Consider the following 18,925-nt stretch of genomic DNA (forward strand, 5'->3'; position numbering starts at 1 on the left):
GGCGCAGCTCACGGCATCCGTCGACGTCACTTCTCGGTCAGCAGACCGAAGTTCTCCAGCGTGTAGATCGGGACCAGCCCGGCCTCCTCGACACCGCCGATGCGCGAGTTCACGGCGAGGATCTTGAGGTTGTCGGTGATCGGGTAGATCACGGCATCCTCGGCGATCTGCGCCTGAAGATCATCGTAGATCGCACCACGCGCCTCAGCATCCAGCTCGGCGACACCCGCATCGAACAGCGCATCCGTGGCCGGGTTGGAATAGTGGAAGAAGTTCGACGACGCATCCGTGCGGAACAGCGCGCTGTACGCGTCCGGGTCGGCGCCCATGATGTAGCCGCCCAGGAATGCGTCGTACTTCGAGTCGGCGCCCTTCTCGAACTCGGTATAGATCGACGCGGCCTCGACACCGGCCAGCTCGACCGTGACGCCCGCGGCCTTCAGCTGCTGCTGGATCAGCGTCGCCTGCGTCGTCTGCGCCGGATCCGAACCCGCATAGGCGAGAGTGATCTTCGTACCCTCGGCAGCGGATGCGGCATCCAGATCCTGCTCGTACTTCTCGACGTCCTCCGTCGCGAAAGCGTTGCTCGGAGGCAGGATCGTGTACGCGTTCTCGTAGTACTCGTCCGACAGGTACGCAGCGTCGTTGAGCTCATCGCGGTCGAGCGCGAAGAACAGCGCCTGACGCACCGCGGGGTCGGTCAGCTTCGCCAGGTTCAGGCCCAGGTAGGCGACGCGGCCCTCGGAATACGGGTAGATGTCCAGGCCCGCGCCGGAGAGCTCATCGATCTGATCCGGCGTCGCGAACGAGGCATCCGCCTCGCCCGTCTGCAGTGCCGTCTTCACCGTGTCGGCGTTCGGAACGATCTGCAGCGTGACGTTCGGAATGTTCGGGGCATCGCCGTAGTAGTTCTCGTTCGCCTCGAACGTCAGGTACTGGCCGCGCTCATAGGCCGTCAGCGTGTACGGGCCCGAGCCCACAGCGATCGGATCGAGCTCGGAGCCCGAGAAGTCGGAGACGTCGCCGTAGACGTGCTCGGGGATGATGTACGTCTCGGTGGCGATGTTGCTCAGCGCCGCGGCGCTGATCGACGGCAGGGTGAAGACGACCGTGCGCTCATCCGTCGCCTCGGCCGTGATCGGCTCGCCCGCCACCCACAGCAGATCGGCGGCGCCGTTCTCACGCACCGCCTTGTTCGTGTAGGTGAAGACGACGTCGTCAGCGGTCAGCGGCTCGCCATCGGACCACAGCAGGCCCTCCTTCAGCGTCACCGTCACCGACAGGCCGTCATCGGCCGGCTCGATGCTCTCGGCCAACTCGTTGACGATCGTGCCATCGCCCTCGACGCGGGCCAGAGGGGAGTAGACGAGGTTCGTCGTGCTCAAGCCCCAGCGATCCCCGACATTGATCGGGTTCAACGACGTGGGGTCGCCTCCGATCACATAGGTGATCGATCCGGTCGCGGCGCTGTCGCCGCCCGTGGAATCGGTGCCTGCCGAGCACGCGGTGAGCGCAAGGGCGGCAGCGGTGATGAGTGCGGTGACCGCGAAGCTTTTCTTCGTCATGACTTCCTCAGATGTGTATGCGCGAGTATGCGCACATCCAAAGCTAATCGCGCCCGGCATCCAGATATTCCCGGATTGCCGCGAATGACGCCGGATGTCAGCGGGATGCCGCGGCGCGAGCCGGCGCGGCCCCGGCAGTGATGGCATCCAGCGCTCGCCGCAGAGACGTGCTCGAGGTGTGCGCCGTATACGGGAAGTAGACGACCTCCACACCCACCGTCGCGAACTCCCGCTCCAAGCGCTCGCCCTTCTCCGTGGCGCGCCAGTCATCGCCCTTGAAGAAGTGCGTGAAGCCGACCTCGCGCCACGCATCCATCTTCTGCGGCGCCGTTTCGATGAAGACATCGTCGACGAAGGAGATGTGGCGCACGATCTCGGCTCGCTCAGCGGTCGGGACGACCGGTTCGATGCCCTTCACCTGCCGCAGCATCTCATCGCTGACGACACCCGCGATCAGAACATCGCAGTGCTGCTTCGCATGGCGCAGAAGGTTCAGATGCCCGACATGAAAAAGGTCGAAAGCCCCCGCGGCATAGCCGATACGCGTCCCCATGATCTCCCCAGATCAGAATCCCCAGTCGCGGCCCCCACGGCCGCCGCGCGACTCCCACAGCCGCGCGAGGCCCAGTTTAGCGCGGCAGGCGCTCCCGCGACAGTGCACGAGCACGATGCCCGGCGTGGGACGATGGAGGACGTTGTCCTTGTTCTGTCGGAGGGGTGGGCGCGTGAGCACCGCTGTCACGATCATCGTGCCGACGTTCAACGAGCGCGACAACGTCGCCGAGCTCGTCGCCCGCGCATCCGCCGCCGTCTCCGGCCATGAGACGGAGATCCTCTTCGTCGACGACAGCACCGACGACACAGCCTCTGAAGTCGAGCGTGTCGGCGCGACCGCGAACCTGCCCGTTCGCGTCATCCACCGCGACGACAACACCGGGGGCCTCGGCGGCGCCGTCGCCCTCGGCCTGCGAGAAGCCGCCGCAGATATCTGCATCGTCATGGACGGCGACCTCCAGCATCCGCCCGAGCTCATCCCGGCCCTGCTCGACCGCTTCGCGCGCGGCGACGCCGACGTCGTCGCCGCGTCCCGCTACATCGGCGGCGGAGACTCCCGCGGCCTCGGCACCGCCCTGCGCCTCGGCGTCTCCCGCGCCTCGACCTGGCTCACCAAAGCCATGTTCCCGCGCCGCCTCGCGCGCAGCACCGACCCCATGACCGGCTTCTTCCTCGTCGACCGCAGCCGCATCGACCTCGCCGCACTCCGCCCGAGCGGATTCAAGATCCTGCTCGAGATCCTCGCCCGCAGCGACGTGCGCATCGCCGAAGTTCCCATGTCGTTCGGTCAACGTCACAGCGGCACCTCCAAAGCATCCCTGCGCCAGGGCACCACCTTCGTCATCCATCTCGCCCGACTGCGATTCGGCAAGATGTCGCGCTTCGCGATCATCGGCGGCATCGGCGCCATCGCCAACATCGGCATCATGTGGCTGCTCACCCTCGCCGGGATGCCCTACATCTGGGCGGCGATCGTCGGCGCCGAAGCCACCATCGTCGGAAACTTCCTGCTGCAGGAACGCTTCGTCTTCCGCGACATGCGCCCCGAAGCCCGCGGCGTCGGCGCACGCTTCGCCGCATCCTTCGCCTTCAACAACGTCGAAGCGGCCCTGCGCATCCCGATCATGGCGCTCATGGTCGAGACCTGGCACATCTCCAGCGTCCTCGCCACCGCGCTCTCGCTCATCGTCGCGTTCTTCGCTCGCTTCCTCTTCCACTCACTGTTCGTCTACGCGCCCCGACGCGGTCGCGAACGCACCGGCACCGCCGCGAACCGCATCATCGACGCCATCGACGCCGAAGCCATGCGGCCGGGGGAGCTGTAAAGACACCCGCGATCTACTATGGATGCGATCGGCATCGCGCCGGAGCTTGTGGGGAGCTGTGAAGAGAGCGATTTTCGAGGCTAAAACGCGCCTTCTGATGCGGACGGATCGTCGTGCATATGCGGAGATGATGCGCAACGAGGATCTGAGCGCCGCCGAACTGGAGCGTCTCATCGACGAACGCAGCACGCGGATCGCGGTGCACGCATTCGATCGCTCGCCGTTCTATCGGGACCTCTACAGCGCTGCCGGCTTCACGCGTGCCGACGTCTCGGAATCGCGAAACTTCACCAGTCTGCCGGTCGTGACGAAGGGCGCCCTCCGCGCCGTCGGGGACGAGGTTCTCGCACGAGGCGTCGACGGTAAACGAGCGCTCCGGTCGCAGACCGGCGGCAGTACGGGAGCACCGCTGCATGTGCGCAATGACGCCGCGGCCCCGACCGCAGCGATGTGGTGGCGCATGTACCGCTGGTGGGGCGTTCATCCCGCCGATGACACGGCCTTCATCTACCGGCGCATGGAGCAGGGCAAGCAGGCGGTGCTGCGCCGGCTCCAATGGTGGCCCAGCCGGCACATCCACCTCGACGCCCGTGCGATCACCGAAGAATCGGCAGAGGAGTTCCTCGCGGCGTGGCACCGCGTCCAGCCCGATCTCCTCATCGCCTATGTCGAAGGGGCCACGGCCGTCGCCGCCCAATTGCAACGCTCCGGCCGGCAACTCCAGACGACCGCGGTCTCGGTGACCGCCGCGATGCTCCAGCCCGGCCAGCGGGATCTGATCCAGCAGACGTTCAACGCTCCCGTGTACGACACCTACCGGTCGGCCGAGATCCCCTGGATCGCCGCGGAATGCGGCGCGCACCGCGGTCTTCACATTGCTGCCGATCAGCGACGGGTCGAGATCGTCGACGAACATCGAGCGTCGGCTGCCGCGGGAGAGCTCGGAACAGTCCTCGTCACCGACTTCAGCAACGAGGTCTTCCCCCTGATCCGTTATGAGATGGGGGACCGCTCGCGAATGCTCGAGGGGGAATGCCCCTGTGGGCTGCCCTTCGCCCGGATCGATCCGGTGCAGGGTCGCGTCGCCGATGTCCTGCGCACGCCATCGGGAAAGCAGGTGACCGGAGGGCTCAGCGGGCTCTTCCTGGATGCGCCGGGATCCATCCGCCAGATGCAGGTGATCCAGCATCCGGACTTCTCGGTGACGCTGCGCTACGTACCGCTCGAGCTGCACACCGCCGAAATCGCCGCTGCCACTGCAGCACGCACATTGCGCGCACTGCTCGACGATGAAGCGTCCGTCACCGCGGTCGCCGTCGAGGCGATCGAGAGCTCCGGAGGCAAAGCGAGGCTCGTGATCTCGGAGCTCTCTGGCTGAGAGTCCTGTGAGTATCGCGCCAGCAGCTCCCGGTGGGCAAATGTAGGATGTTCCGGGAGCTGCGCCCTGTCTGGGAATGGGGTGCAGACTGGGGACTGGGGAGATTCGTGGCAGCGACGCACTGGACGTTGGAAGACCTCTACCGGGGAATCATGAAGTCATGGTTCGTCTTGGTGGGGGTGATAGTGGTGTTCGTGGCCGCCGGCGCGGCGATCTTCGCGGTATACCCGCAGAAATACACGGCAGAAGCGCAGCACACCGTCGAGCCGATCAGCGTGCTGTCGTCCGGTTCGAGTTTCAACACCGTCAACATGGAGACCGAGCGCGTCATCGCGACCTCGACCGCGGTGCTCAAACGTGCCGCGCAGAAGCTCGTAGGAACATCCGTCGAAGCTCTTCGTAAGAACACGGCGATCGAGGTGCCGCGCAACTCGCAGGTGCTGATCTTCCAGGTCACCGCGAATGCGCCGCAGATCGCGGCCGACCGCGCGAACGCCCTCGCCACCGCCTACGGCGAGGAGCGGGCCGATAATGCGCGCGCCGTCGTCGAGAAGACGACGCAGGAGCTCAGCTCCTCCATCGAAAAGCTGCAGACGGTGCTCGACTCCCCGGCCACGGGAACCAGCGAGCGCGCGGCGACCCAGCTGCAGCTGCAGGCGCTCCTCGACCAGCAGGCGCTGCTCACGGCGACGCCGTTCTATTCCGGGGCGCTCGTGACACCAGCGGATCCGCCGCTGTCATCGAACCGTCCGTCGGTGCTCGTCTTCGTCGCTGCGGGGATGTTCCTCGGCATTCTGCTGGGAGCCATCGCAGCGCTCATCGTCTCGCGGGTTCGCAACAGCCGCTACCGGGCGCCGGTGCCCGCCGTGCACCCGGGGACCTTCGCCCCGTTCCACTTCGATGAGGAACCCGCGCAGAAGGAATCCGGTGCTCCCCGCGAGCGATTGCGCAGCAGCGGGAAGACGAACGACGACTGATCGGGTTCCGGAAGCGAACTCCCGGAACCCGGCGCTGATCACTCTCCGGAGTACTCCCAGACGCGCACGTAGTCGACCGCGAAGTCGAGGTTCTGCGTCAGCTCACGACGGTTCGGATCGGGCAGACCCCAATACGCCTCGGACGGGCCGACATGCAGGTTCAGCCGCATGTGCAACGGCGAGCCGAAGTAGTTCGGGTCCCACAGATCCGGGTAGGTGTCCGGCGTCACGCGCATCACCTCGACGCCGTCGACGAATGTCGCGGCATAGCTCGGGGTGAGCTCGAACGCGTAGACGTAGAAGTCATCCCACGGAACAGTCGTCGCACCGTTCTCCGCATGCCGCCAGATCGCCTTGCGACCCGATCCGTCCGTCTTCGTGTGGACCGTGGTCGCAGCCGTATCCTTCAGCCAGCGGTCGTACTCGGCCGGCATCGTCCCGCCACGGCCCCAGGCCTCCATGATGTCGATCTCACCGGACTGCTCGTTGCGCAGCCAGAACGCTGCCAGGGAGCCACGGGTGTTGTCGCCGGTCGGGGTCTTGGCGCGGATCTCCCAGCGGCCGTACGACTGGGACTTCGCCACATCGCCGTCCTCGAGACCGCGCTGATCGAGGTAACCCGTCTTGTGCCAGAGGTCGGCCGGGCCGCTCTGCGAAGCGGGACGACGAGTGGCCGTGTCGAGCCAGTCGGCGCGGATGTGGAGCACGCCATCCGCCACGCTCACCTGGTCTCGGTCGACGACAGCCGCATCGAAGAGCAGGCCGAGATCGTCGCGGCCGCGGACGTTCCACTTCGCCGGGTCGACGGCGGAGTCGCCGGTGCCGTGATCGGGCGTCGTGAACTCATCACGCCAGACCGGTTCGCCCCAGCCCACGATGTCGGCATCGTCGGCGATCGGTGTGGAAGGCTCGGTCGGGTCGGTCGGGGAGGGCTCGGTCAGCACGGCATCCGAATCCTCGCGGACGAGATGCGCATCGAAGCTGATGTTCGGAGTGCTGCGCCAGTTCGACAGCACCTGCACGGCGATCGAGTTCTGCCCGGCGTGCAACAACGATGCCGGTACTGCGAAGGTCGTCGGCGATTGCCGGGCGGCGGTCGAAGACGGCGCGCTGGTCGCATAGCTGTTGTGCGAGATTTCTCCGGTCGGCGCGTTCTCGCGGCCGACCTCGACGCCGTTGACCCAGACGACGATGCCGTCGTCTGCCCACGTGTTCAGCCAGGACCATTCGGGAAGATCCGAGGTCAGGGTGAAGGTCTTCTGGAAGTACGCGGACAGCGGGCGGGTGTCAGCGGGGGCGGTGAACGTGGTGTTCACCGCACCGAGATCCCGGCCCTTGCCGAGCGGCGCTGTTCCCCGGTCCCACGCCTGCGTCGACGTGCGCCAGGTCGGGGAGGGAGCGTCGACCCCGTGGTAGTACGACCACGGGGATTCGCGCGGGATGATCGACGAGACGGTGGACTCCGGCTGCGTCGCGGCATGAGCCGACTGAGATGCGAGGAGAGATCCGGCCAGCACGGCCGCTGAAGCGGATGCTGCGATCAGGGAACGGACGAGGGCACGAGTGCGAAGGTTCGTTTTCATATCGAGGGGGCGAAGAAGCGCACGCCGAGTACCGGCGCGAACTCTTCAGGTCTCCTGGGGTTACGGATGCCTGCTGAGCCCCCTCGAAGCATCCTGACTGGGTAGGTTCAGCCCCCAGTGTAGATTTCCCTATCCCACAATTCCCTGATAAGCCCTGTCGTGCTGGTGATGGATGCCGCCGACGATGCACCGAAGACGATCGATTCGACGTTCGCGTGATCGTGGATCCACTGCAGAGCCGGGCGCGGTGCGATGGCGCCCGAGGCGAAGACCGACATCGCCACGGGGCGGAACGGCCGCTCCTGCAGTGCGCGTTCATAGGCGTCGATCCCGCCGGACATCCGGAACCCGATCTCGTTGATGTTGGCGCACACGATGGGGTTCACCAGACCGACGCGGTCGAGTGCGTCGAGGAGCATCGGCAGGTTCATGGTGATGAATGCCGGCTCCGCGCCGTAGCGCTCGCGCACATGACGGTCGAAGATGGCGAAGGCCTCGTCGAAGCCGAGCCCGAGCATCAGGTCGACGACGACGTTCTGCAGGAAGACGACAGGGGTTTTGAGCCCGTGGAACATCTTCATCTCGGCATCGATGAGCAGTGTGATGATGCCCTCGATGTCCTTCTGGAGGAAAGATCTTCCTCCGCGCATCGCGGCGTTGAGGAGGCCCTCCTCCGGCAGGAACTGACGAACGGCGCCGAGCATGCCGTTGTCGGTGATCGCATTGGCGTACTTGTGCGCGTAGGGCATGCACGGGTAGAAGCGGTAGTCGGCATAACGCTCGGGGTTCGCGCGCATGTGATCACACACCTCGGCGATGCGATCGTGGGTCGTGCACATGAGCGTTCGGATGCCGTTGTCGAACGCCGTGTCGATCACATCGATGATCGCCCGGGTGTCCTGGAAACGGATCGCCTGCGCGCGAGCCTTCTCCTCGGACATGTGGTTGATGCCGAAGAACTGGTTGTCGCCGAGGAGGAGCAGGTCCATCGGGGCCGTCGTGGTGGTGCTCATGCGCTCTTCCTCCGGCCGAACATGCCACGTTTCGGGGCTGTCGTGGGCAGCGCGGTGATCGGCGCGGCGACAGTTTCGCCGGCGGCGTCGCGCATGATCTGCTCGATGACGAGGTCGGTGTGCGCGGCGCTGGAGAATCCGTTCTGGCGTGCTTCCGTCTCGCCGGCGTGCACGGCGGCGATGAAGGATTCGAGCTGTGCGCTGTACTCCTCGCCGCGCAGGTAGAAGGAGACCTGCTCGGTGAGATCCGTCGTGTAGAAGATGTTCCACCCCGCGCGGTACCCCTCGGGGATCTCGGCGTCATCGCGCAGGTAGACGCGCAGCTCCTGGCGATCGGCGATGATGCGACCGCGAGTTCCCGAGATCGTGATGGACGTCGACATCTTCCGATAGGACTCGTCCGACCAGTTGACGGAGAGCTGCACGCTGAGCCCGTCGGCGTAGTCGAGGGTCGCATAGACCTCATCGTCGGTGTCGGCCGAGAAGATGCTGTTCAGGACGGAGCCCCGCACGCCCTGCGGTGCTCCGAGGTACCAGTGCACGAGGTCGAGGGGATGCGCCGCGTAGTCGTACAGGCACCCGCCGCCGGTGGCGCGCTTGCTGCGCCAGGTCGACCCCTTGGCCTTGAGCACGACGGGACCGTACGCCTCGGCGAGGGCGTGCGTGACGCGACCGAGGACGTTGTCGTCGAGCAGCCGCTTGACCTCTTGGAAAGTCGCGATGAACCGGTTGTGATAGCCCACCTGAGCGACGAGGCCGCGCTCGGCGGCGAGCCGCGCGAGGTCGCGCGACTCCGTCGAGCTGAGGGTGAGCGGCTTCTCGCAGAAGACGTGGATGCCGTGCTCGAGGGCCGTGCGTACGAGCGATGCGTGCGAGCCGGTCGGAGTCGCGATCACGATCGCTTCCGGACGGGCTGTCTCGATCATCTTCTCGATCGTCGAGAAGGTCGCCGCTCCCGTGTACTTGCTCAGCACATCGAGGAGATAGTCGGTCGAGTCGACCACTCCGACGAGTTCGACGTGCGTCAACGCACGGACGATCGCGAGATGCGAGAGCCCCATCTTGCCGACGCCGATGACTCCGACGCGAACGCGTCGGCTGACTGTTTCGTCTGACACGACGAAATCCCCTTCCCCAGTGATTCCCCAGATCGGCGCGTCCTCCCCAGGAGCGCCTGCCCCTTCCCACAGGGGCACTGTTGGCTATACTAGCCCGGACACGGACTGTTTCGTCAGTGTTTGTTCTGGGCGGGGTGGGACCCGACCCGAACCTGGGGATTCCGATCGGCGCGATGTTCTGCGCGCGCGACGGATGCGTCACATCTGGGGAGTGCGCGTGGTACCTGAGATTTCTGTGGTCGTTCCGACCCATAAGAGGCCGGAGCTCATGAAGCTCGCCGTCGAGAGCATCCTGAATCAGGGAACGGCTCGCCGGGGAGAAGTCATCATCGTCTTCGATGCCTGCCCGATCGAGGTTCCCGATGTCGAGATCCCGGACGGCTGGCAGGTGCGGGGCATCGCGAACAACCGCGTCCGCGGCCTGGCCGGCGCCCGCAACTCCGGCATCCTCGAATCCAACGGCGCACTCGTCGCTTTTCTCGACGATGACGACGAGTGGCTGCCGGGCAAGCTCGAAGCCCAGCTGCAGCGGATGGATGAGAAGCCCGATGCCAGCGCCATCGGCACGGCCATGATGGTCGACGACGGCGAGAACACGCACGTGCGGCTCGTCGAGAAGGACGACCTGACGCATGAGGACTTCCTGCGCGATCGTCATCCAGGCGTCCACTCGAGCAGCCTCCTGTTCCGGCGCGAGGCGCTGCTCAGCACGATCGGGCTCATCGACGAAGATCTGCCGCGCGCCTACGGAGAGGACTACGACTTGCTCCTGCGCGCCTCCGGGCACGGAGCAGTCACGGTCGTGAATGAACCCCTTGTGCAGGTGCGCTGGCAGGGCCAGTCGTACTACTTCGGGCAGTGGGCGGTGTATGCCGAAGCGCTGCAGTACCTGCTGCTCAAGCACCCGGACATCGCGACGATTCCGGCCGCGCTCGGCCGCATCGAAGCGCAGATCGCCTTCGCCCTCGTCGCGGACGGACAGCGTCGCGCAGGACGCTCCTGGGGATGGCGGGCACTGCGCCACAACCCCAAGCAGATCAAGGCCATGCTGGCGATCGCGATCTCGTGGCGGCTGATCACCGTCGATGCCGTGATCCGGATCGTGCGCCGTCGCGGGCGGGGAATCTGACATGAAGATCCTCATCGCCTGCTCATCGGGCGGCCACCTCACGCAGGCACTCGCCCTGAGAGAGTGGTGGGGCGAGCATGAGCGGTGCTGGGCGACGTTCCCCGTCGAGGACGCCCGGTCGAGACTCGCCGACGAGAAGGTCTACGAGATCCACTACCCGACCGTTCGCAACGTTCCGAATCTGCTGCGCAACGTCGCCCTCGCGCGCCGGGTGCTCGCCGCCGAAAAGCCCGACCTCGTCTTCTCGACAGGCGCGGCCATCGCGCTGCCGTTCTTCGCGCAGGCGCGCTTCTTCGGTGCGCGCACCGCCTATCTCGAACCTGTGGACCGCATCACTTCTCCCGGACTCAGCGGACGGCTGGTCTACCCCTTCGCCGACGAGTTCCTCGTGCAGTGGGAGAACATGCGGAAGTTCTATCCCGGATCGCGAAACGTCGGGGTCGTGCTGTGAGCGCCCCGCTCGTCGTCGTGTCCACCGGCACCTATCATCTGCCGTTCGACCGGCTTTCGCGATGGATGCAGGAGTGGCAGCGGCACCATGTCGACGTTCGCATCGTCATGCAGCACGGCCCATCGGCCGCGGTCAGCGGTGCCGAGAATGTCGAGATCCTGCCCTACGGCGAGCTGCTCGACCTGTGCCGGCGGGCGGACGCCGTTGTCCTGCAAGGCGGTGCCGGTGCGGTCATGGATATGCGTGCGCTCGGAATCATCCCGATCGTCGTGCCCCGGATCCCTGGCGATGGCGAGGTGGTCGATGATCACCAGCTCGTGTTCTCCGCCGAGATGGAGTCCCTGGGGCTGATCCGACGTGCGCTCGCCGAAGAAGAGCTCGGCGCGCTCCTCGACCGTGCGCTGGAGGGCGCCGGCGCCGAGCAGCCCGGAGACCTGTCGACACCCGGTGCTGGCATGGTGCGCGGCATCCTCGAGGGGCCGATCCAGCGCGTGCCGGTGCCGATGACCCTGCGTCGGCTGTGGCGCAGCGGCACGGGCGTGATCGCCGCGCGGATGCGGCGCTGATCAGACTCAGGCGCGGCGGCCGATCACCGGGATCTTCCGCCAGAGCCCGTCGATGTGCAGGCGGCGCCGCAGCAACCAGAGCGCACCCGCGTAGAGCACGCACAGTGCGAGGGCTCCGACGACGAGGATCACGAAGCTCGTCCCTCCCCACCAGCTGAAGAAAGCGCCGCCGACGCCGAAGACCACCACGGGCGGGATCATGGCGGGCAGCAGCCTCAACGGCTGCAGGTCCACCCGCATCCCGTGATGCACCTGGAATGCGGCGATGAGGTTGTCGATGACGGCGACGAGCACCCAGGTGACGGCGGCACCCCAGATGCCCCACCGGGGCACCAGGAGCAGGTTGCCGCCGATGCTCAGCCCGAGGGCCACGGACTTGTTGTACATCTGCCAGGTGCTTCGCCCGCCCTGCAGCAGGATGCTCTGCAGCATGCCGCATGCGGTCTGGAACATCATCGCCGCGGAGAGCAGAATCATCGGCGCCCACCCGATCACGAACTCGTCGCCGAAGATGGCCAGCACGGCCGAGCCCATCGAGATCAGGAGGAGGTAGAACGGCCAGTTCATGAGGATCATGACGCGCACGACCCGGGTGTGCAGCTGTGTCGCCTCAGCGACACGGTCACGTGCGAGAAGCGAGGAGATCGTGGGCGAGACCGCAACGCGCATGGCCTTGTCGACGACTCCACCGGCGCGCACGGCACGAGTCGTCACCGCGTAGACCCCGGCCGTCGCCGGCGAAGCGACGGCGGCGATGATCAGAACGTCCGCCCACTCCAGAGCCGTTTCCAGTCCCGAACTCACGGAGCGCGGTGCGTTGAAGCGCCAGAACGCGCGGAACGACGGCCGCTCGTCCGGAGTGTTGAGCTTCCTGCGCCGGAAGTCTCTCACCGCAGGTCCGGCGATGACCGCGGCCGTAATCACAAGCCAGACGGGCAGCGGCCACAGCCACGCCTCGAAGGCACCCCAAGCGGCGACACCACCGGCCGAAACCGCGAGCAGCACGGTCAGCAACCGGCTCGCCGGCAGGAGAACGCTCTGCAGCAGGGTGAACGCCGTGACGCCGCGCAGCATCCGGGCCGCGATCTGCAGCACCCCGATCAGGGCACCCAGCACGATGAACGGAGCCATGGCACGAAGGAGTTCGGCAAGATTCTCGGCATCGCCCGGTGCGGCCAGCCAGGTGGACAAGGCATCGGCGAAGAGCCAGACGGCGACGGATACGACGCCCGATAGCACGGCGACGGGGACCAGCGCGTGCCCGAGAATGCGCCACTCGGCGCCAACGCGGTCGAAGGCGCGTTGCTCGGCGATGAAACGGACGATGCCGCTGTTCGTGCCGAGCTTCAACACCTGCGTGGTGATCGTGAAGATGCCCATGGCCTGGAAGAACAGGCCCGTGCCGCTGGCACCGAGCATGTTGCCGACGATCGCAGTGAGCACCAGCGCGGCCACGGCCGCGAACGCGGAGCCGAACAGGCTGGTCACCCCGCTGCGCGCCAGGCCCTCACGCTTCATTCTTGGCCCGGGCGAAGGGAACGGGCTGCGTGGTCCAGTATGTGGATCGACCGAGGTACTTCTCGCGCAGCAGGACGGCCAGGGCGATGCCGACGAAGACAAGCTGCCGGTCGAGGCCGTAGAAGATCGACAGGAGCACCGTGACGACCACGCTCGTGTGGATCCACACCGCCGACAGGTTGGGCGCGTCGAATGTGCGCACAGCGCCCAGGACGATCATGCCGAGGAAGAGGAAGAGCCCCACCATGCCGAAGCAGAACATCGCGTTCCAGATCGCACCCTGAGTGCCGACATGAATTTCGCTCGTCAGGCTGGGACGGGGCGCACCATATCCGAGCACCGGGGACGCGAGCGTTCGCTCCCACGTCTCCATATAGAGGTTTCCGCGGCCGGCTGTCGTGTCGACGGTCTCCTGGCGCGCCATGATGCCGTCGAGGAACCCCGAGAGCAGGAGCATGACGGCAGCGGCCGCGCCGAGGATCGACACCCAGAAGAAGGCGAGCAGGCGGCCCCGGATGAGCAGGCAGAACAGGACATACAGGATGGCGCCGGCGATCCCCAGGAACAGCCCGCGGTTGGTCGTGGCGACAGCGGGCGGAATCGCCGCGACGAGGGCGATGACCAACAGCCACATCGCGCGTGCGGTCCGATGGCCGATCGCCGTCCCGATCGCGATCGGCGTGAGGACGGCCATCGCGGCGCCCCATCCGTTCGTGTAGGCGAAGGGGGCCGACGGGCGGACGAACGGCTCCTCTGCGCCCCACGGCGTCTGGATCTCGGCGAGCTTCGGGAAGACGAGCTCTGCCACGTAGTCGTTGCTCGTGAGCGCGCTCGGCATCAACCGCCCGACGGTCATCGTCAGCTGAAACTCGGGGAAGAGCATCCCGAGATACCCGCCCATGATGATGAAGACCCAGATGAAGGTGAGCCCGTTGAAAACGCGCTTCGGAGACAGGGATTCTCTCGCGTTCACGATGTACACCATGATGATCGCCAGTGCCAGGAACTGGCTGAAACGCACGCCCAGACCGACGCCTCGCCCGAGCTGATCGATCATCAGCGCGCACGGGATCATCCACAGCACGAACCCGACCCACGGCAGGATGCCGGGAACGAGCAGCACCCGTCGGCGCATGATGAGCAGCGCCACCATCGGAACAGCCATGATCACCGATGCGAAGGGCAGCAGACCGACCAGCCAGAAGAAGGGATAGCCCCACAGCACGGCGAGAATCGGCCAGGCCGGAAGGGTGCGTTCCTCGGTATCGAGGATCAGGTCTTCGCCGGTCGCGGGGATCAGCGACCGGCTTCGGGATGAGATGAGCGACGGCATATGCGGCGGGGCGCTCACACCTCCGTCAATTGGCGGTACTTGCGGCGGAGCGAGGCAGCGCAGATGACGACGTGCCATGCGAACAGAGCCGAGTACAGCAGGACGAAGATCATGGGGGCGCCGATCGCGCAGAGCAGGAGATAGGTTGTCGAGCTGTCTTGAGGCTGGCGGATGAGCGCATTCAGAATACTGCTCGATCGTTCGGGCGATGAGGCGGCCGAAGCCGGGAGGAGCTTCTCGGCGAGCAGCTGGGAGAGGAACCAGGCCGAGACCAGTACCGAGAAGAGTGCGGCGAGGAGGACGAGCGCCAGGGGGCGGTCCGCGCGGAGGAGGTGCACGGCGACCGCGATGTGCACGAGTGGGGCCCGTGCACCATCGACGACGTGGTCCAGCCACTCGCCGGCCGGTCCGCCGCGCTTCTGAATGCGGGCGAGCTGTCCGTCGGCGGAATCGAGGATGTAGCCGATGAGCAGCAGGAGCGCCGCGGCCGGGCCCGACCACCAGGCCGTCGATGCCGCCAGCACGACGATGCCGGCGGCCCCGAACAGCGCGCTCAGAGCCGTGACGCCGTTCGGAGCCCACCCCCAGTGCGCTGCCAGGACCGCGACCCGGCCTCCCAACGGGCGGTTGACCCACCGCAGATAGGCGGGCACATCCGTCGCCGGCTTGCGCGCCGAGGCGAGTGCCTGGCGCGCATCCTGGAGCGGGATACGACTCATTCGCGCTCCAGAGTCATCGACAGCTGGAACGTCAGGTCCGGAGTTGCCCGGTGATTCGCGTGGATCGACGCGGTCAGGACGTTCTCGCCCTCGTGGAGCAGCGCCGCCGGCACGGTGAATGTGAACGGATTGGCCAGTGCCGTCGTATGGCGCGGAGCGGCCGTCGCATACGAATTCTGCGTCAGGGTTCCGCTGGGCAGGTTCCCCCGCCCGAGCTCTGTGCCGTTGAGATAGACGACGACGGCATCGTTCGCGATGACCGTGACGGTCCCGTCGGCCAGGCCCTCGGGCTGTGGGACGTCGAACACGTGACGGAACTGCGCGCTCAGCGGACGGGGTGACAGCGGCTCCGGCTCGATGTCGGTCGTGATGCCCGTCACCCCGCGGCCGAACAGTCCTGCTCCCGCACCCCATGCGGTGTCGTCGAACCCGAGCGTGTTCCATTCGGCGGGGAGAGCATCGCTCGAGTACCGCCAGGTCCACTCGGACTGCTCATCCACGACGACTGGCAGCTCGCCCGGTGCGGGCGGTGCGGATGTGGTGACCTGGACCGCCGCCGCAGGAGAGCGCAGACTGCCGGGACCGGTTGCGATGACCTCGTAGGAATAGCCCGTCTCCGGCAGCAAACCGCTGTCGGTGAAGGTCAGGGTCGATGCATCGACGGTCCCGATCTCCGTGCCGTCGCGCTGGATCGCGTATCCGGTCGGCGCGGTGCCGCCGGCCGTGGCCCAGGTGAGCGTCGCGGAGTTCGCGGTCGTCGTCCCAGTCAGGCCCGTGACCGACGACGGAGGCGCAGGCATCTCGCCGCGCTCGGCGATGAACGACAGCTGGAAGCTGAGGTCCGGAGTCGCCCGGTGGTTGGCGTGAGTGGATGCTGCCAGCACATTCGTCCCGTTCACCAGCAGACCGTCCGGTACCGCGAATGTCACCGGATTGGCGATGGCCGTCGTGTGTCGAGGGGCCGCGGTCGCGTAGGAGTTCTGCGTCAGGGTGCCGGAGGGGAGGTTGGCCCGACCGAGCTCGGTGCCGTTGAGATAGACGACGACCGCATCGTCGGCGATGACGGTGACCGTGCCGTTCACGACGGATGCGGCCTGGGTCACCTCGAACGTCCGACGGAACTGGGCGCTCAGCGGGTTGCTCGGAATGTCGACCGGTTCGATGTTCGTCGTGGCAGATGTGACGCCGCGGGCGAAGAGACCGGTTCCCGTCGGCCATGACGAATCGTCGAAGCCGGGTGCGTTCCACCCAGACGGGAGTGCATCGTTCGAGTAGCGCCAGGACCAGACCGAGTCCGCATCGGCGAACGTCAGCGCGGTGTCCGGAAGCGGGGCCACGATGGCGGCCGGCGTCGATGCCGAGCGGTTCCCCGCGGCGTCTCGCGCGCGGACGAAATAGCTCGTCGGGGTCTCGGTGACAGGCACGGAATACGCTCGGGTCGGCGTCGAGGCGATCACCCGGCTGTCGCGCAGGACCTCGTAGGTGACATCACCGTTGTCGGTCGAGGGGCCCCAGGTGAGACTCGTCGTGTCGTTCCCCGCCGGGGTCGCGATGAAACCGTCCGGGGTGCTCGGGGCGCTGGTGTCGGTCGGCGCGAAGCGGACGTAGCCGCCGGACCACTGCGCAGTTCCGCCGGCGCGGACGGAGCGGCTGAAGTCGCCGCCGACCCAGAGCACTCCGGTCGAGTCGTAGAACGAGCCCCACGCGCCGTAGCCGGCGCGCGCCTGCAGTGTGGGGGACCATGCCGCGACGTAGTCACCGGTGACGGCATCCCATGCGCCGACGAGATTCATCTTGTCGGCCTGCGTCCACGCAGTGCCGACACCGTCCCACGTGAAAGCGTCCTGGTAGACCCAGTGCCCGCAGTGGCATCCGCCGATCACGAGCGATCCATTGGACTCGACCGACTGGAAGTCGCCTCCCGACTTCGTGATCGAGCCGCGCAGGAGCTCGAAGTCGTCGCGGGAGTACGCGAACAAGGAGTGCTCCGAGCCGCCGAGCCAGACCTTGTCGCCGGCCTCCTGCACTCCGAGCTGCCAGACGTTCCCCGTGACGTTTCCCGAGGCGTCCTTGCCGGACTTCGAGAAGGACGGGACCCACAGAGGGCTGACCAGCGGTGCACCCGATGCGGTCTGGATCGCAGCGGCGCTCGGCGTCGAGGTGCTCTGCTTCATCTTGAAGTAGCCGGAGAAGTAGGCACGGTCGCCCTGCTCGGAGGCATCGACCGACACCGACGTCCCGTTCAGGAACGCGTTCCACGAGGTATCGGGCTGGCCGGTCGCCAGGGCGATGCGCCCGCCGTTCCAGGTGCTGGCCGCGGTCGTCGACGTCGCCGCGCGCAGGTGCGTCAACGCGCCGGCGACGTAGAGGTAGCCGTCCTGGACGTCCAGGGCACGGATGTACGGGACCGACCCCGTCGTGCGGTGCTCGGCGACGACCTGCCAGCCGCTCAGATCACCGGTGCTCGGATCGAGGAAGGCGAGTCCGGTCTGGGCCACGCCGTTGACCGTCGAGAACTGGCCGCCGACCGCGATGCGCCCGTCGGGGAGTGCGGCGATCGCCTTGACCTGTCCATTGAGGACGGGACGGAACGTGGATACCCATTCACCGGTGTTCACATCGAATGCGGCGATGTTCGACTGCTGCACCTGGTCGGCGCCGGCCTGCGTGCGCTGGACGTACTTGAAGTTTCCGCCGACGAATACCTTGCCGTCGGTCTCGCCGAAGACGGCGACTTCCGTGTTGAGCTCGCCGGTACTGCCGTTCGCGAATCCCGAAACACCCCACGTCGTCGTGATGGCGTCGCTCTCGGGGATCGCGGCGACCGTGCTGGCGGGGGAGCCGCTCGCCGGGACCGTGCCGAAGTCGAGATCGGCGATCTTCAGCTTGGGGCGCAGATACGCCTGGGTGAAGGGGCGGGCGTAGCCCTGTCCGCTCGGACTCCACAGATAGGAGTCGGCGGCGGTGCTGCCCCTTACGCCAGAGCCGAACGCCCACCCGTTGAGGTAGCTGTGCGAGGACTGCTCGTTGAAGACGACGCGGTTCGTCTGGTTGTTGCTGCCGAAGTTGTTCGTCTGTCCGCCCGTTCCGGAACTGCCGTTGAACGAGTAGCGAGCGACGCGGTGCTCCGCGCCGAACGTCCAGACCCAGCGATCCCGCTGGACGAACGAGAAGCGGGTCTCCTGCCATTGCGTGCCGGCGGTGTTCGTCGCGCGGCGCAGACGCACGCCGTCGGCCAGGGCGTCGACCCGCTCGCCGTTGAGCAGGCCGTCGATGGTCGTCGACGGGAGCTGCGCGGGCAGGAAGGCTCCGGTGCCGGTGACGGTGTTGCGCAGCGCAGCCGGGGTGCGCAGGCCGTTGTAGCCTTCCTTCCACGCTTCGCGGCCGCGGCCGATCAGCACCCAACCGCCGCCGTCCGTGGTCTGGTCGCAGTAGAACTGCTCCGGCGCGACGAGTTCTGGCGTCACGAGCCAGTACACGCCGTCGGTGGACGCGGGGTAGTTCTGCTTGACCTCCCAGCACGACGCCGCGGCGGTCTCCTGCGTGAGACCATCGGGCAGCGGCGGAGCAGCCGAAGCGGCTACGGGGGTCAGCAGGGTCGCGATCATCGCGGCGATGGCCACGGCTGCGCCGGTCGTAGTGCGGACGATGCGCGATCGCCGCGGAGATGATGTGATGTTCATCAGGGTCTTCCG

The 18,925-nt window shown here is 66.7% G+C and carries 15 protein-coding genes; 6 read left to right on the forward strand and 9 right to left on the reverse strand.

From position 1 onward, the window contains the following. Nucleotides 1–26 precede the first annotated feature (26 nt). Together ACWAUG_RS10855 and ACWAUG_RS10860 are read right to left on the reverse strand one after the other, a co-directional pair. Nucleotides 27–1,565, reverse strand: coding sequence for an ABC transporter substrate-binding protein (locus ACWAUG_RS10855; RefSeq protein ID WP_460802414.1), 1,539 nt, complete (start codon nt 1,563–1,565; stop codon nt 27–29). Between the two features lie 97 nt (nt 1,566–1,662). Then, nucleotides 1,663–2,118 carry an adenylyltransferase/cytidyltransferase family protein gene (locus ACWAUG_RS10860; RefSeq protein ID WP_298040061.1) on the reverse strand — a complete coding sequence of 152 codons (456 nt, stop codon included), beginning with the start codon at nt 2,116–2,118 and terminating at the stop codon, nt 1,663–1,665. Between the two features lie 115 nt (nt 2,119–2,233). On the opposite strand from ACWAUG_RS10860, the gene ACWAUG_RS10865 reads away from it, so the two are divergent. The 3 genes from ACWAUG_RS10865 (at nt 2,234) to ACWAUG_RS10875 (ending at nt 5,800) form a co-directional block, all read left to right on the forward strand. Continuing rightward, a complete protein-coding gene (locus tag ACWAUG_RS10865) occupies nt 2,234–3,445 on the forward strand; it encodes a glycosyltransferase (RefSeq protein WP_460802415.1) in 1,212 nt (403 codons plus the stop codon). A 97-nt stretch (nt 3,446–3,542) separates the two neighbouring features. Next, nucleotides 3,543–4,823 (forward strand): phenylacetate--CoA ligase family protein, encoded by a 1,281-nt coding sequence (locus ACWAUG_RS10870; protein WP_460802416.1) that lies wholly within the window; start codon nt 3,543–3,545, stop codon nt 4,821–4,823. 107 nt (nt 4,824–4,930) lie between these two features. After that, a complete protein-coding gene (locus ACWAUG_RS10875; RefSeq protein WP_460802417.1) occupies nt 4,931–5,800 on the forward strand; it encodes a Wzz/FepE/Etk N-terminal domain-containing protein in 870 nt (289 codons plus the stop codon). A 38-nt stretch (nt 5,801–5,838) separates the two neighbouring features. On the opposite strand, the gene ACWAUG_RS10880 is transcribed toward ACWAUG_RS10875, so the two are convergent. From ACWAUG_RS10880 to ACWAUG_RS10890, 3 genes are all read right to left on the reverse strand, one after another. After that, nucleotides 5,839–7,383 carry a glycoside hydrolase family 16 protein gene (locus ACWAUG_RS10880; RefSeq protein ID WP_460802418.1) on the reverse strand — a complete coding sequence of 515 codons (1,545 nt, stop codon included), beginning with the start codon at nt 7,381–7,383 and terminating at the stop codon, nt 5,839–5,841. Between the two features lie 107 nt (nt 7,384–7,490). Beyond that, complete coding sequence (locus ACWAUG_RS10885) at nt 7,491–8,396, reverse strand: hypothetical protein (protein ID WP_460802419.1); 906 nt, start codon at nt 8,394–8,396, stop codon at nt 7,491–7,493. Then, entirely contained in the window at nt 8,393–9,514 is a 1,122-nt protein-coding gene (locus ACWAUG_RS10890; RefSeq protein ID WP_460802420.1) for a Gfo/Idh/MocA family protein, read from the reverse strand. The genes ACWAUG_RS10885 and ACWAUG_RS10890 overlap by 4 nt, the downstream gene beginning before the upstream one ends. Nucleotides 9,515–9,731: 217 nt before the next feature. On the opposite strand from ACWAUG_RS10890, the gene ACWAUG_RS10895 reads away from it, so the two are divergent. The 3 genes from ACWAUG_RS10895 to ACWAUG_RS10905 are packed head-to-tail and all read left to right on the forward strand — an operon-like array spanning nt 9,732 to nt 11,660. Beyond that, a complete protein-coding gene (locus tag ACWAUG_RS10895; RefSeq protein ID WP_460802421.1) occupies nt 9,732–10,643 on the forward strand; it encodes a glycosyltransferase family 2 protein in 912 nt (303 codons plus the stop codon). Nucleotide 10,644: 1 nt separating this feature from the next. Next, nucleotides 10,645–11,094, forward strand: coding sequence for a UDP-N-acetylglucosamine--LPS N-acetylglucosamine transferase (locus tag ACWAUG_RS10900; RefSeq protein ID WP_460802422.1), 450 nt, complete (start codon nt 10,645–10,647; stop codon nt 11,092–11,094). Continuing rightward, the gene (locus tag ACWAUG_RS10905) at nt 11,091–11,660 is read left to right on the forward strand and encodes a glycosyltransferase (RefSeq protein ID WP_460802423.1); all 570 of its coding nucleotides are present in this window, start codon (nt 11,091–11,093) and stop codon (nt 11,658–11,660) included. Before ACWAUG_RS10900 ends, ACWAUG_RS10905 begins: the two co-directional genes overlap by 4 nt. Nucleotides 11,661–11,666: 6 nt before the next feature. Here ACWAUG_RS10905 and ACWAUG_RS10910 read toward each other — a convergent pair whose 3' ends face one another. From ACWAUG_RS10910 to ACWAUG_RS10925, 4 genes are read right to left on the reverse strand one after another with little or no spacing between them, the layout of a single operon-like run. Further along, entirely contained in the window at nt 11,667–13,178 is a 1,512-nt protein-coding gene (locus ACWAUG_RS10910; protein ID WP_460802424.1) for a lipopolysaccharide biosynthesis protein, read from the reverse strand. Further along, nucleotides 13,168–14,529 carry a hypothetical protein gene (locus tag ACWAUG_RS10915; RefSeq protein WP_460802425.1) on the reverse strand — a complete coding sequence of 454 codons (1,362 nt, stop codon included), beginning with the start codon at nt 14,527–14,529 and terminating at the stop codon, nt 13,168–13,170. Before ACWAUG_RS10915 ends, ACWAUG_RS10910 begins: the two co-directional genes overlap by 11 nt. After that, nucleotides 14,526–15,230: a CDP-alcohol phosphatidyltransferase family protein gene (locus ACWAUG_RS10920; protein WP_460802426.1), complete on the reverse strand. Its 705-nt coding sequence runs from the start codon at nt 15,228–15,230 to the stop codon at nt 14,526–14,528. Before ACWAUG_RS10920 ends, ACWAUG_RS10915 begins: the two co-directional genes overlap by 4 nt. Continuing rightward, nucleotides 15,227–18,913 carry a fibrinogen-like YCDxxxxGGGW domain-containing protein gene (locus ACWAUG_RS10925; RefSeq protein WP_460802427.1) on the reverse strand — a complete coding sequence of 1,229 codons (3,687 nt, stop codon included), beginning with the start codon at nt 18,911–18,913 and terminating at the stop codon, nt 15,227–15,229. The genes ACWAUG_RS10920 and ACWAUG_RS10925 overlap by 4 nt, the downstream gene beginning before the upstream one ends. Between the last annotated feature and the right edge of the window lie 12 nt (nt 18,914–18,925).

The sequence above is a fragment of the Microbacterium sp. GXF6406 genome (assembly GCF_054798215.1).